This window comes from Rhodococcus sp. MH15, assembly GCF_019266045.1.
Taxonomy (GTDB): Bacteria; Actinomycetota; Actinomycetes; order Mycobacteriales; family Mycobacteriaceae; genus Rhodococcus_F; species Rhodococcus_F qingshengii.
In genome coordinates this window covers 33,167-46,684 of sequence record NZ_LPNP01000053.1, presented here as the reverse complement: position 1 = coordinate 46,684, position 13,518 = coordinate 33,167, and the positions used below count along the sequence as shown (strand labels likewise).

10 protein-coding genes and 1 pseudogene are annotated in these 13,518 nt (G+C 63.5%); 6 read left to right on the top strand and 5 right to left on the bottom strand.

Annotated features, from left to right (window positions below; all coding sequences use genetic code 11):
- Window positions 1-3 precede the first annotated feature (3 nt).
- The 5 genes and pseudogenes from ATN37_RS02225 to ATN37_RS33100 all read right to left on the bottom strand — a co-directional run.
- Window positions 4-204: a hypothetical protein gene (locus ATN37_RS02225; RefSeq protein WP_128638045.1), complete on the bottom strand. Its 201-nt coding sequence runs from the start codon at window positions 202-204 to the stop codon at window positions 4-6.
- Between the two features lie 121 nt (window positions 205-325).
- A complete protein-coding gene (locus ATN37_RS02220) occupies window positions 326-1,300 on the bottom strand; it encodes an asparagine synthase-related protein (RefSeq protein ID WP_193595875.1) in 975 nt (324 codons plus the stop codon).
- A 57-nt stretch (window positions 1,301-1,357) separates the two neighbouring features.
- Entirely contained in the window at window positions 1,358-4,996 is a 3,639-nt protein-coding gene (locus ATN37_RS02215) for a WD40 repeat domain-containing protein (protein ID WP_193595874.1), read from the bottom strand.
- Window positions 4,997-5,481: 485 nt separating this feature from the next.
- Entirely contained in the window at window positions 5,482-5,751 is a 270-nt protein-coding gene (locus ATN37_RS32330) for a helix-turn-helix transcriptional regulator (protein WP_050655185.1), read from the bottom strand.
- 18 nt (window positions 5,752-5,769) lie between these two features.
- Window positions 5,770-5,898: pseudogene (locus ATN37_RS33100) on the bottom strand (helix-turn-helix transcriptional regulator); the annotation flags it as partial.
- 499 nt (window positions 5,899-6,397) lie between these two features.
- Between ATN37_RS33100 and ATN37_RS02205 the strand changes: the two are divergent.
- The 6 genes from ATN37_RS02205 to ATN37_RS02180 all read left to right on the top strand — a co-directional run bounded on the left by ATN37_RS02205 (window position 6,398) and on the right by ATN37_RS02180 (window position 13,510).
- Window positions 6,398-7,591, top strand: a complete 1,194-nt coding sequence (locus tag ATN37_RS02205; protein WP_193595873.1) for an insoluble domain protein — start codon at window positions 6,398-6,400, stop codon at window positions 7,589-7,591.
- A 211-nt stretch (window positions 7,592-7,802) separates the two neighbouring features.
- A complete protein-coding gene (locus ATN37_RS02200) occupies window positions 7,803-8,303 on the top strand; it encodes a hypothetical protein (protein WP_193595872.1) in 501 nt (166 codons plus the stop codon).
- Complete coding sequence (locus tag ATN37_RS02195; RefSeq protein ID WP_193595871.1) at window positions 8,300-10,378, top strand: cutinase family protein; 2,079 nt, start codon at window positions 8,300-8,302, stop codon at window positions 10,376-10,378. The genes ATN37_RS02200 and ATN37_RS02195 overlap by 4 nt, the downstream gene beginning before the upstream one ends.
- 151 nt (window positions 10,379-10,529) lie before the next feature.
- Window positions 10,530-12,173 (top strand): peptidoglycan DD-metalloendopeptidase family protein, encoded by a 1,644-nt coding sequence (locus tag ATN37_RS02190; protein WP_193595870.1) that lies wholly within the window; start codon window positions 10,530-10,532, stop codon window positions 12,171-12,173.
- A gap of 81 nt (window positions 12,174-12,254) precedes the next feature.
- Entirely contained in the window at window positions 12,255-12,902 is a 648-nt protein-coding gene (locus tag ATN37_RS02185; RefSeq protein ID WP_193595869.1) for a hypothetical protein, read from the top strand.
- On the top strand, window positions 12,899-13,510 hold the full coding sequence (locus ATN37_RS02180; protein ID WP_063316336.1) for a hypothetical protein: 612 nt from the start codon (window positions 12,899-12,901) through the stop codon (window positions 13,508-13,510). The genes ATN37_RS02185 and ATN37_RS02180 overlap by 4 nt, the downstream gene beginning before the upstream one ends.
- Window positions 13,511-13,518: the final 8 nt, after the last annotated feature.

The window sequence follows — 13,518 nt, the reverse complement described above, 5'->3', positions numbered from 1 at the left end:
CCATTAGGCGGTCATCGTCAGCCTCTCTGTGTGGACTGCGGCCGGGTCGAATCGGGTTACCGCAGCGCTGAGGATGTCGGCGACGAGTTCGCTCTCAGTCAGTCCCCGAGCTTCGCGCATCAGGGTGAGGCGGTCTTTGACATCCACGGGCACTCGCGTCTCGACACGACGCCGCTCGCCTTTACTCGGACGACCTCTCGCCATGACAAGCCCCTTCCAGTTCGTCCGCGCGGTGGCGCGGGCATTGTGTTGCCTGCAAATACTCCCGCAGAAATGTCGAGATACGCAGCCGACACGCCGGTTCAATTCGTTCGCTCTATATGGTTCAGTGTAAATCGGCTAGAAAAAGCCTGACTGCGACGGACTCCATCGGTTCCGTGAGCGGATTGCTGTAGGTCGTTGCTCCTGGAAGCTGCGCGGCACGGGCACGCGCTGCATCAGCGAGCGCATCGAAAAGGCCACTGGACCGTTGAATAGGGGATTTACGTGTCCAGGCCAGGTGCTGCGCAGTTTCCGGAAGCAGGCGCTCACATGCCAGCCGGACTGCGAGTTTGTCGTGCGCTGCGCCAGTGACGTGGCCGAAGAGAGCGGGTGGCGCTAGTTGTTCAGCGAGTTGCCAGAACCGTTCTGTCTGGAATACATGGATGAGTGCTTGGGCGTCGTCGCCTAGCAGTCGTTCGTAGAAATCCGGGACCAATCGATCGCGAACGAAGTTCGTTCCCGTCTCGGTGCGAACTACTTCGTCTAAAGCCCGGTTCGCTGCGGCGGATTCGATCGGGTGCTCGATCACCCGGCCTCCTGCAAAAATTGCATCTGCACCGCTGCCGGTGAGAACAGCTGCCGGCGCCGGGGACGCTGCGCTGAATCGGCGGATCAATTCAGAGGCAGCGAGGATCGGGATAGCGGCTGCGACCTCCCACAATTCGTTGACTCCCAGAGCGACGACTGCCGATTTAGCGAGGCTGACGACGTCTGATGAGCTCAGGACAACAACTTCATGCCGCAGTCCGAGTGCTTCGGCAGCGGCTATCGCGGGTGCTCGATCGACGGTTTCCCCGTCGACGACGATCGTGATCGCACGCGGTGCGGTGCCGAGGGCGACTGCGGTCGCCGCAACGAGGATCGAATCAACGCCACCTGAAAGCAACACGATCGGATCTGCGGGGTAGCTGTCGAGCACCACTCGTATTCGATCGAGGGTTTCGGCGGCTATTGCCTTCGCCGCGATGTCAGGGTCTGCGGTGGTGCGGAGGCTGGAACCATCGACGTCGAGTGCGTGATCGTCTGCGACGAACTGCATTGGCGTTGCGGTCTGAAGTGCAGTCGGTGAGCGCACAGTGCCCTTTCCAAGGATGAGTTAGCAGGTGGTTCGGTAGGGGAGTTCAGGGAATAGTTGGTCCCACGTCGCGTCGGTAAGAACATTGTTCGTGTTCCTACACACTCGGGTTTCTGCCGCGCGCTGAGTGAGATTCCATAGCCGGACGGCGCCGCCCTCTCCACCTGCCGCGAGGTGATTGGAAGTAGGACTGAATGCGATATACCACCGGGTGGCTCCGATGGATGCGATGGAACCGCCGAGTTTGATGGGAGCTGCGATGTTTGTGGTGTCCCATAGCTGGACGGTTCCCTCGTCGCTGCCCGAAGCCAGAGTCCGCCCGTCGGTTGCGAAAGCGACGGACCGGATCGTGCTTGATTGGCCGATCAGGGGGTCGCCGATCCCTTGCGCCTCGCTTGGCTTCGTTACGTCCCAGAACCGAATCGTCTGATCGTCACCAGCGCTGGCCAGGGTTTTCCCGTCCGGCGAGAAGACAACGGATTCGGCCTGCTTCGTGTGCCCGGTCAGTGGTTGAAGCATCTCGGGACGGCTCGGATCTGAGCTGTCGAGGAGCGTGATGTCGTTGGTACCCGACGCCGCAATCGCGAGCGTTCGGCCGTCCGGCGAGAAGGCTGCGTTGGTGAGCAGGTCGCCGGGGACCGGCACAGGCTGCCCCAAGGGTGCGGGCGCAGCGATGTCGGTGATGTCCCAGAACTGGAGCGAATTGTCGCTGCTACCGGTGACTAGGGTGCGGCCGTCTGGAGTGATCGCCATCAAATACGCGTATCTGGTCTCGAGGTCGAGCCGGCCGAGAGGACGGATGGTGTCGGGGTCTGAAGCATCCCAAAGCCGCACTGCCCGATCGTTTCCGCCCGTTGTCAGCACGGTTCGGCCATCCGGTGACATTTGCAAGTTGTCGATTTGGCCGTTGGGCACTACGACTCGTCCCCGTGCGATCGGGTGATCGGGATCAGAGGTGTCCCACACCTGAAGCGAGCCGTCGACAGAGCCCGTGGCCATGTGTGATCCGTCCGAGCTGAACCTCGGCGTCATGACACGGTCGGTGTGGGCGTCGATGACGGATGTAGGGCGGTTCCACATCCTGAGGACGCCGTCCTGGCTTCCCGTTGCCATAGTTGCGCCGTCGGGAGCGAAGGCGACTGTGATCATGCCCCCGTTACTGCCGGCAAGGGGCTGCCCTAGGGCGCGCGGGCGGGCAGGGTCTCGGAGGTTCCACAGTCGGGCGGTGCCGTCCCAGCTTGCGGTTGCGAGCGTTTGACTGTCCGGTCCGAACGCGATGGACCACAACGCACCGGTGTGACCAGTGAGAGGCGGCCCTTCCAAGGTCGGTTGCGCGGGGTTTCCGATGTTCCAGACGCGGGCGGTTCGATCGTCGCTGCCGGCGGCGAGAAGTTGGCCGTTTGGACTGAACGCGACCGAGTGCGCCGCTCGGGCAAACCCGGTGAGCGGGGCTGTTGCGATTACGGGGTTCGATGGGTCGCTGACGTTCCACAGCCACACTGTTTTGTCGTCGCTGCCGACCGCGAGGAGTTTCCCGTCCGGACTGAACGCGCTTGTTCTGACGGGACCTGCTGGTCCGGCAAGTGGGGGAGTGAGGAGAGACGCTGCTTGCGGGTTGCTTACGTCCCACAGCCCTGTGGTTCCGTCGTCGTTCGGTGCGGCGAGGGTGCGTCCGTCTGGGCTGAACGACACCACGTACACGGTTCCGCCGGCGGATTGCAGGGGGCTGCCGATTGCCTCGGGCGAGAGCGGATCGCGTACGTCCCAGAGTCGCACTGTGCCATCACCGCTCGCAGTGGCAAGCATCGCACCGTCAGGGGACCAGGCGGCTGAGGTGACGAAGCTCGTGTGACCTTCCAGCGGCGATCCGATCGGTGTCGGGACTTGTGGATCGCTGACATCCCATAGTCGCGTTGTGTGGTCTCCACTCGCCGTCGCGAGAACTTTGCCGTCAGGTCGGTATGCGGCGGTGTAGATCGCATTTTCATGCCCGGTGGCCGGCGTCGCCATCGGTGCATCTTGAGTAGCGAGAACTCGGGACGCGGTGGCGGTCTCGGCAGGCTGCATGTCGCGGGCTGCAAGAACTAGCTGCGCCGACAGAGACGGATTGGACTGTTGTAGTCGGTCCGCTGTCGATAACACTTCTCGGAATTGTGCACTCGATGCAAGGACCTCTGAGCGCGCACTCGCTCGGAACGCAAAGACGGACACGATCATCAAGACCGCGATAAAGGCTGCGATCGCGGACACGGCGCCCCGTTTTTGGAGCTTCCGTCGTTCTTGCTTCCTTATTGCATCCCGGCGAAAGCTGTACGCCGTCGGTGTCAGTGGGTGATCGTCGAGTTGCGCGATGACATCGTGCAACCTGTCGCCTGCCCACAGGTCGGCGGACTGTCGACCTCGCCGGTCCCATTCGGCCGCGTCGCGTTCAAACGTCTGCCGAAGCATGTTGCTCGCCCTGTTGGCGCTGATCATGTTGTGCAACCGGTTCCAGCTGTCGATGACCACTTCATGGGCAAAGGCCACGAGTCCGTCGTCGTCGACGGTCAGTAGTCGAGCGGTGGTGAGTGCTTCGATGACCCGGCCGTTCCGGGCATCCGCGCCGCCCACGCGTAGCAGCTCGGCGCGGGGTACAGCCCTCCTGGTGTCGCGGGCACCGTCTCCGATCTGAACCAACCTCAACAGCAAGGCCGGCGCCACTGCACGATCGTCGGCGTCGAGCACCTTCCAGGCGTTTTCGGCGGCGCGGTTGACGGAACCTTCGATTCCTCCGGCAGCTTCATACGCTCGAAGTGTGAGGTTTCCGGCGGGGTCACGGTGCATCCACATGCTTTCAAGCACGTGGGACATCAGAGGGAGAACGCTCTGATTGTGCCCTACTCGTGTGGCGTCGAGATCACTGATGATTCGTTCGGACAAGCCTTGTTCGAGGTCAGCGTTCGCGGCGGCTGCCGGCAGTTTGATGGCTTCGGCCAGCTCTTCGGAGCTCATAGGCGCGAGCACGATCTGCCTGTGCTGTAGAGCGTCGGCAAGGGGAGCGTGTTGCAAGCATTCGGGCACGAAGTCCGCTCGTACGCCGATTACAACTCGTATGGTGCTCGTTGAGCTGACCACGCGAGAGAGACGGTCGAGTCGATCTATGAACTCGTCGCGGGTCGCGTCATTCGCACCCGCTGTGAGTACCTGTTCAAACTGATCGACGATGAGTAGTAGGGCATCGTTCTCGGAATCAGCGAAGTAGTCATCGAGCAACTCCCGGTAGTCGTCGCTCGACTCGGCTTCTCGTATGCGCGGGAAAATGCGGGTAAGCGCGCCGAAGGGGTCCGGGCCGGGGTCTACGGTCTCAATGCTCCACGGTTCCGTAGATCCCCACGTCAACCCGTGAGTAGCTGCACGCCCCGCGATACCGGCGTGAAGAAGCGAAGATTTACCAGTCCCGGAGGCTGCATATAGGACGAACAACCCGGGGGTAGTGGCGCCTTGGAGGGTGGAGACAGCTTCGTCGATGCTGCGTTCGCGTCCGAAGAAACGGTCACGATCTGTGACTGTGTACGAGGCTAGGCCGAGATATGGGCAGGCAATTGGCGCTGTTTTCGACGCGTCCGGGCCTTGCCTGCTACCGGTCTGCGCCTCTGCCCACCATTCCCTCCACACCGCCATGTCATACAGACCATGCTCAGAAGGCTGTATCGATTTCGCCCTCGCCGCCGATATAAGTACCCAGAGGACAGGCTCGAGCGATTCGAACTTTTCAGGGACGCGGGCTCCGCGCCGCCAATCGCTGATGCGCTGGTAGCTCGGACCCTCGGAGCTACGTTCTTTCGCCCTCGCTGCTACTGCCTTGAGCGTCGGATTATTCGCGGCCGCCCAGAGTGCACTCAGTCTTCCTGCGAACTGGTTCCGGTCCGTCACTTGAATCCTCGCGCCACTGTTTTCCTGCCGTTTCCCCAATTCCGCACCCAACAAAGTTCCGCGTGCGGAATATTTGTCCGAAGTGCCCGGACCTGCAAACTTAGCGTGTTGCTTGGTGCGGAATCGAACCGTGGTGTGGAAAATCGGGAAAAGTTCGCCGCATGACGGTAGAAGACGCGCCTATCGCGGCGTGCGATTCGTGCGGTGCATCGAGAATGCGATCCGCGCACTCTTCACACAGGGGTGTGCGGAGGTCTGCTTCTCGCGCGGTTGAATGCGGAACGAATATCGCTGAGGGAGTAGTCGAGCTCAGCGGCGAGCATCTCCGCGACATCCTCGCTGAGGTTGATCTCACCGCGCTCGAGGGCACCCATCATGGTTTGGGAAAGACCGATCCGCTCGGCAAGTTGAGACTGTGTGATCAGCCGCAGGGTGCGAAGGTCGCCAAGGAAGGTCTCTCCTTTGGGTACGGAAACCAAAGCGGAAATATCGATATCGAGCACGCTAGGGTCGACCAATTTAACGAGTGTCTCGATCTTGGGCGTGCCTCTACCCGCTTCCCATGCTTTGACTGCGCCGGGCGTCAAACCAAGAATGCGCGCAAGTTCGGCTTGAGTGAATCCTCGCTCCAACCGTCGATCACGGAGCACGTTGGGTTGAAAGCCGCGAACGGATCTCCTGCCCACTCATCCCCCGTCCACTCGTGTTCGGTGCGATTCACCTAGGCGTGAAGATTAGCCATCGTGGGATTACCCCTACTGTCTAGCCGTTTTAAACTGACTGTTATAGACTGACCCTCATAGGTTGATCTTGTGTCCGGCTCGGGCCGTCACCTGGGCCGGACACATCCAACGAATCGGGGGAGCTGTGAGAACGAAAGAGTGGGGTGAACTCCAAGTTCGAGGCCGGGCGGGCTCGCTGTGTGCCGGCAGGAGCCTGGGCCACACATGCATTTCGGTGAGCATTCCCGGCACCCGAGTCTGCCCCGTTGGCCATTCACTTGTTCCTCACCATCGGTCCTCGCTGCCTTCGGCGCAGGACCCCTCCCCGCTTTCTGATGCCAACGCATCGGAAACAGTGGCCGCGTAAGCGCCACCTCAGTCCGCATCAATTCCCCGTATTTACAACCCAATTGGAAGGTTCCACACAATGAAGCACCACAAGTCTCGACCTACCGGTCGCCACCGCGCACCGTCCGCGCCTGTCATCGCCGCCGGCACCCTCACCGCTCTGGTTGTGGCCACTTTCGCAACGGCAGGGATAGCGGTGGCAGCCCCGCAGCCAGGGGTAACAGGGCCTGCACCGGGACAGCCCGGAGTCACTGCCCCGTCACCTGCACCTGCACCTGCACCTGCACCTGCACCTGCACCCTCGACCGAGCCTGTACCCGAGCCGGTCTACTGGGTGCCGCCGCCCGCAGAGTACGCGAACGTTCCGTCGCAGCCGCTGCCGAACTGGGACTATGATTCCGGCACCTACACGGCCCCGGCCGACTACAGCGTCGCACCGATCGACTACGGCAACATTCACTTGCCCGGACCCGTCGAGATCGTCGCACCGATCATCGCGCCGAAAGAGAAGGGTCGCATTGGTGATTGGGTCTTCGAGCAGAAGACCTGGATGAGTGACGACGATCTCGCCCGCACCAACAACACCTCGGCCGTCATCGAAAGCCAGGTCTCAACCTTCTACGCCTCGATCGGTGTCCCCGTCGACCGCGCGAGCCGCATCGCCGCCGCACAACTGGCCGGTGGTGCCGGTGGCGCTTTGGCCGGAGCCGCCGCCGTTGGTGTACCCGCAGCAACAGTGGGCGCGTTGATCGGCGGAACCATCGGCGGAACGTCGGCCCTCGGCTTGTTCAGCCCCGTTCTCACGCCGATCGGTGCCGTGCCTGCTGGTGTGGTGGGCACAGCCACCGGAGCAGGTATCGGTGCAGCGGCTCTGGGCGTTCCCGCAGCGGCGATCGGCGCAGTCGGCGGTGGCATCGCAGGCGTTGCGGCCGCAACCGCCTACGGCGCAGGCGAATTGGGAGAACCTGTTGATGTCAGCGACCAGATCCCCGACATCGACCAGCCTGCCGTGACCACTCAGACGCAGAACGTTCTTACCGACTGGGAGAACTCCGGCCCCGTCGGACAGGCAGTGGCCACCACCGTCCGCGACACCGTCGCCGCCGCACCCGCGATCGACCAGCAGGCCCGAGACTTCGTCGCAGCCCAGCCCGGAGGCGAGCAGATCATCGAACAGGTCGACACAGCCCTCACGGACTTCTTCACCAACGCCAGCCCTGGCCTGGCATCGCAGCTGATCAGCGATGCAATCGGAGCAGGCACACAGGCATAGCCGGATTGGCCGGGACGGGCACGCCCGTCCCGGCCATCTGACATGGATTGCCTGGTCGAAGAAGGAGTTTGAAACGATGTTTGGCTCGAAGGGATCTACCCCTAAACCGGCGGTACGTAGCGCGACCGGCGGAACTGGTACCCGCCCAGTCCGCCTCCCAAGTCGTCCTCGTATGCCGCATGCGCGGACACCTCGCCGTCAGGTCGCGGCCGTGACGGCACTGGCGATCGCGGTGCTGGTGTTGTTGGTCGGGGTCGTCGTGGGCGCTGCGTCGGTCATCGGCCGGGTCACCGACGACGAGCCGTCGAACATCAGCGAGATCGTCAATTCCGCTGCGACACCGTCGACTACACCGTCTCCGGAACCTGCCGGATGCCCGGTGTCTGCTGGTGATCAGAACAGCGGCGAGGGTGTGATCGCAGCGTTCGAACACGCGTATTACACGCTGCGCTCTGCCGATGCAGCGATCGCGCTACTCACCCCTGGTGCAGCTCCCTTCGCAGCGGACATGCAGTCGGCGATCAATGCGACGCCGGAAGGAACGACCTACTGCATGACGGTGACCGGCGTGACTGCTGGGACGTACGCAATGGAGCTGGACGAGACCCGCCCCTCCGGCAAAGGCGCGTCGCTGTATCAGCGCATCACCACCGCCGTGATCGACGGTCGGCATTTCATCACCTCCATCACTGATGCAGAAGGAATCCGATGAATATCTCTTCCACCGCCCGCTTCGCGTCGGCGTTCGCCATCATTTCGACGCTGGTCGCAGGATTCGCGGCCGCACCGCTCCTGGCCAACGCCGCACCGTCCACTGCGGCGGGCTGCACCAAGTACATCGGTGTCTTCGCTCCCGGAACGACCGAGACCCGCGCCGACGCCGATCCGTCGAAGCCTGCCGGAATGTTGGGCCAGGTAGGGGAGAAGCTCGAAACGATGTACGGGCCCAACACCTTCCGTGCCATCTATCCGTCGTACCCGGCCGAAGCGTTTTTGCAGTCCGGCATGACCTACTCGGCCTCGAAGACCGCCGGTGATCAGGCAATGGCGACCGCGATGGAGCAGTGCCCGAACTCGAAGTTCGTCATCGGCGGCTATTCACAAGGTGCACAGGTCGCCAACGACGTCGCCGTCAACATCGGGGCAGGCAGCGGCCCCGTTCCCGCCGCGTCCGTTCTCGCTGCGGTCATGCTCGCCAATCCGAAGCTCGGCACCGCCGGTTCGCAGGTCGTCGGCCCCAAGCTCGACGGACAGGGCATCGCCGGTCCGGCCGCCGAGGGCTACGGCGCTCTGTCGGGTCGGGTCTTCGACATCTGCCACCCGGAAGACAAGTACTGCAACACCAACACCGGCAAGGATTCATTCTTGGCGTCGTTGGGACGAGTGCTTGCCAACCCACCCGGAACAGTGGCACCGACCACCGCGACTGCTGTCTCGGCGACAACGACTCCGTCCGTCGCAGGTCAGACCTCGACCGACACGGCTGCGAAGCCGGCGTCGACTCCGGCGGCCGCCGAAACTGCGAATACCTCGGCAGGCGCCGGAACCGCGAACGCGTCGGAGTTCTTGGGCGCGGTGACCTCGAACTACGGTTACGCGGATCTCGCGGCTGCTCCAGGGGCAGCGTCCGCGTTGGCGACCTCGGTGGAGAAGCTGCAAAGCGCAGGCGCTCCCACCTCGACGTCGGCGGCGGTCGATGTCGCCGCGGTTCGTCAGCAAGCGCAACTGTTGGCCGGAACCTTCAAGCCGGTCCAACAGACACAGGCATGGATGGCAGCGAACCCGGCCGCGCGCGACGGGTTGCGCAGCGCTCCGGCTGATTCTCCTGAGGCCGCCACGAACTCGGTCGTCGATGCGCTCGACAAGGTCGACGTTCCGCAGGTTCTGGATGCTGCTGACCAGGTGGTGACGTTGGCGAACAGCATCCTCTCGGGTGGTGGCACCGGTACCGGCGGCACGTACGCGGGTCTGACTGGTCCCGCACAGAGCTTGTCGAACGGTGTGGCTCCGCTGGCGGATACACCGACCGATCAACTCACCACCGCCACGTCGATCCTCTCCGCGATCCAACCGGTGACGATCATCAACCAGATCCTCGGCGTCGTCTCGGGTGTGACCTCGGTGGACTACAACGCGGTTGCGGCCAACCTGCAAATACTTCCCGGCCATCTGTTGGCCGGCAACGTCAAAGAAGCGCACCGGGTCGCGGGGGAGCTGAACAACCAACTCTCGCCTTTGGTGAAGATGGCGGCCGGGGTCGACCTGAAATCGGTGTCACGGATCTTGGCACTGATCCCCGATCCGTCCGGCACAGCCGCCTCGGCGGCGCTGGTGGCGAACCTGCTGGGCAACGTCGACATCATCCGCCTCGCCCGCGACGTCGGGCAGCTCCAGGAAGTCGCGTGGCAGGTCGCCGAAACCGGGAACGTCCTGGCCCTCGGGCAGCTCCTCCCGATCGGTGTGGATCTTGCGAACGTTGCGCTCGGTGTCCTGACACCGGGGCAGAAGATGACCGCCGAGCAGCTCCACGAACCGGCCGATTCGATGACCACGTTGATGGGTGCGCAGGCACAGAACTCCGACTTCGTCGGTCTCGGTAACTCGGTCCTGGCGACGGTGACCTCCCAGGATGCGCAAGCACTGACCTCGGTCGTCGACGCCGGATTCACCGCAGCGAGTTTCCTCGGTTCCCGCGTTCACGAGTCCTACGGGCAGTGGTTGATCGACGGAAAGCGAACCGCTCTGGACGCGATGGTCGACATCTACCGACAAGCGATCGGCGGCTAGCGCGCGGCGGCGGGTGAACCGAAAACGCTCTTGGGCGAGAGCTTTTGACGTTCACCTCCCCACTCCTCATACTCACGGCCCTCTCGGGCCGCGATAGGTCCCACACGTTGCCCAGGCGGGCACGGCACGACACAACGACAAGGACATGACGATGGGTGATTCACCCAGCTCGACGAAGACCGGCCTCAAGGCCACTGGCGGCGTCATCGTCGCAGTGGTCCTGATGCTCGGTTTCGTCATGTTCGGTACGGACAACAATCCCAAACCTTCCAACGATTGCCTGCCCACAACCGCAACTACCGGATCCGTGGCACCAGCTCCGGGAACCAAAACGCAGCCGCTCAAGGCCGGTACCTACCAACTGACGTCGGGTTTCGGTCCTCGCGGTGGTTCCATGCACCGCGGTACCGACTTCGCCGGCCCGCTCGGTACTCCGATCTATGCCGCTACCTCCGGTGTCGTCGCAGAGGCCGGCCCCGCGTCGGGGTTCGGGAACTGGGTCATCATCGACACCGACGTCGACGGGAAGCGGATTTCCACCGTCTACGGCCACATGGCCGCTTCGACGATCAAGGTCAAGACCGGTGATCAGGTAACCGCCGGTCAGGAAATCGCCGCTGTCGGAAACGAAGCCGATTCCTCAGGCCCGCACCTGCATTTCGAGGTCTGGGAGGGTGGCCGACTTCCCGACGGCGCCGGAACGCCAACCGATCCCGCACCGTGGCTCGCCGGTGCTGCCGAGCCGTCCGGACCCGCACCGGCTCCCGCGCCCGGCACGGGTGTTCCGTCTCCCGCGATCGTCAACGCTGCCGCTATCACTCCACTTCCGGCAGGTGCCGGGTGCGGTGGACCGAGTCTGGGCGGCGGGGGACTCAAGCCGGGCAGCGTACCTGCGGAGTTCGAACCGTGGATCCTCAAAGCCGCCGGGACCTGCCCCGAGATCACCGCTCCGCTGCTGGCAGGGCAGTTCAAGCAGGAAAGCGGCTTCAACGTCAACGCGCACAACAACGACTCCGGTGCGGACGGCCCGGCACAGTTCCTTCCCTCAACTGCTGCACAGGAAGGCGTGGACGGGGACGGGGACGGAAAGCTCGACATGCGCTCACCGGCCGACGCTGCGATGTCGATGGCGTCCTACGACTGCAAGATGCTCGAGCTGACGAAAAAGGCGATGGCTGACGGCCGCCTGCAAGGCGAGCTGATTCCGCTGACGTTGTCCATGTACAACTGCGGCCCCGGAAACACCTTGTCGCAGGGCCAGGTCTGCCAGAACGAGGAAACACGCGGCTACGTCACCAACATTCAGAAGTTCGCGATCGAGGAATTCACCGATACGTCCGCCCCGGCGGGCCCGATTCCAGGCGGCCCGTCCACCGGCTCGGCCGTCGTCGATACCGCACTGCGGTGGCTCGGCACCCCGTATGCCTGGGGCGGCGGCGACGAGAACGGACCGACGCGCGGCGTCCGCGACGGGGGAGTGGCAGACAGTTTCGGAGACTTCAACAAGATCGGGTTCGACTGCTCCGGACTGGTGAAATACGCAGTGGCGCAAGCCACGGGCGGCCGAACGGTCCTCCCTCACCAGGATCAGATGCAGATCGACGACTCCCGCGGAACCTCGATCACCAACCCCGCCGACCTGCGACCCGGCGACATCATCCAACCCCACAGCGGCCACATCTTCATCTGGATGGGCGGCGGCAAGGTCGTCGAAGCTCCGCAATCGGGCGATGTCGTCAAAATCTCCGACTGGACCCCACCATCCTCCGGGTTGGCAGCGAAACGCTTTGCCTGACAGAACAACCCAGACCAGAACATCGCAACCCGATGACCACCCCGGAATGAAGTTTCACCCGAAGAAAGGTAGATCCCAGAAATGACGGTATCCGCAGCCACCGAATGGGAACAGGCCGCCGACGCAGTACGCGCCGCCGCTGACGAGTTGCGCACCAGCGATTCCTCAGAGATCCGCGCGTGGGCGAAGAAGAACAAACTGCTCTCGCGCAGCATGTGGCCGAAGGTCAAGCGCGAGTTGGTCAAACAACTCGATCTCGACTACGACGTACTCCGCGACGCGGAAGCGACCAAACGCAAGAAGGAGATCGCCGAAGCCGCCGCCACCGCACCGTTGGTGGAACTGTTCGCCGCCGGTGACGAGCGGGGCAGCTTCGCTGTACTCGGACCGGTCGACGACGCGGCCTGGTACGGGACGTTCCACAAGAACGACACGGTCTTCAAGGAAGGCAACCAGCGCTCGGCAGACGACTCCGCAGCCGGTAAGGCGGTATTCCTCGCCGGCAAAGCGCGTGAGGACGCGAACGTTCCCGCGGTGCGGTTGCTCCTGCACATCTCCAATCCGGAGATCGACGGGAACTCCCTCGCCGGTATGGCAGCCAAGCACGGTGTTGCACTCGACCTCGACATCACCGACAACAACCGGGCCGTGGACTGGTGCGAAGAGCCTGGTTACCAGGCGTGGCAGGCGATTCGGTTGTCGGATCTGTTCATCGAGGACGAGTCGTGAAACGCCACCTCGCGGCCGCCGCCGCTGCATCTGCCGTCGCTATTGCCCTGGCCGGGTGCTCCTCGGGCACGGAAGGCACCGCAACCGGCCCGTCCACCACGACGGGCGCACGGGCGCAGCAATGGTCCCCGAACGAAACCTCGGCGGCCGAGCCCACACGGCCTGCGGCCACCGTTCCGGAACACGCGCCCGAACAGGTCGCCATCGTGGACCGCAGCGATCCGGCTGCCGTTGCCGACGCCGTGGTCACCACCTGGTTCACCTGGAATACCGCTGACGATCGCGGACCCAATGACGCGGCCGCCCGCACCGGCGACCTGCTCACCGAACGCTTCCTCGGCGATGTCACCGGAACCACCCCGACCGGAAGCCCCGGCGGTCAGTGGCTCGAATGGGCCGCGAAGGACGCGCAGGTCTGGCCGACGGTCAGCTCGGTACCGAACCAGGGCGCCGTGGACACCGCGACTGCGGTGCACCGGATGTATCAGGTCGAACAGACCGCGATTGCGTCCGATGGCTCCATCGTCGGCGTCGACACCGCCATCGTCGCCGTCCTGGTCGTCAGTCGCGGCGGTCTGTGGGCAGTCGACGACCTTAAAAAGCTATGACCAGCGAG

Bases quoted from the DNA above. Each gene is read 5' to 3' on its own strand.
- ATN37_RS02225 (WP_128638045.1), bottom strand. From the start codon at position 204: ATGGCGAGAGGTCGTCCGAGTAAAGGCGAGCGGCGTCGTGTCGAGACG.
- ATN37_RS02220 (WP_193595875.1), bottom strand. From the start codon at position 1,300: ATGCAGTTCGTCGCAGACGATCACGCACTCGACGTCGATGGTTCCAGC.
- ATN37_RS02215 (WP_193595874.1), bottom strand. From the start codon at position 4,996: ATGGCGGTGTGGAGGGAATGGTGGGCAGAGGCGCAGACCGGTAGCAGG.
- ATN37_RS02205 (WP_193595873.1), top strand. From the start codon at position 6,398: ATGAAGCACCACAAGTCTCGACCTACCGGTCGCCACCGCGCACCGTCC.
- ATN37_RS02195 (WP_193595871.1), top strand. From the start codon at position 8,300: ATGAATATCTCTTCCACCGCCCGCTTCGCGTCGGCGTTCGCCATCATT.
- ATN37_RS02190 (WP_193595870.1), top strand. From the start codon at position 10,530: ATGGGTGATTCACCCAGCTCGACGAAGACCGGCCTCAAGGCCACTGGC.
- ATN37_RS02185 (WP_193595869.1), top strand. From the start codon at position 12,255: ATGACGGTATCCGCAGCCACCGAATGGGAACAGGCCGCCGACGCAGTA.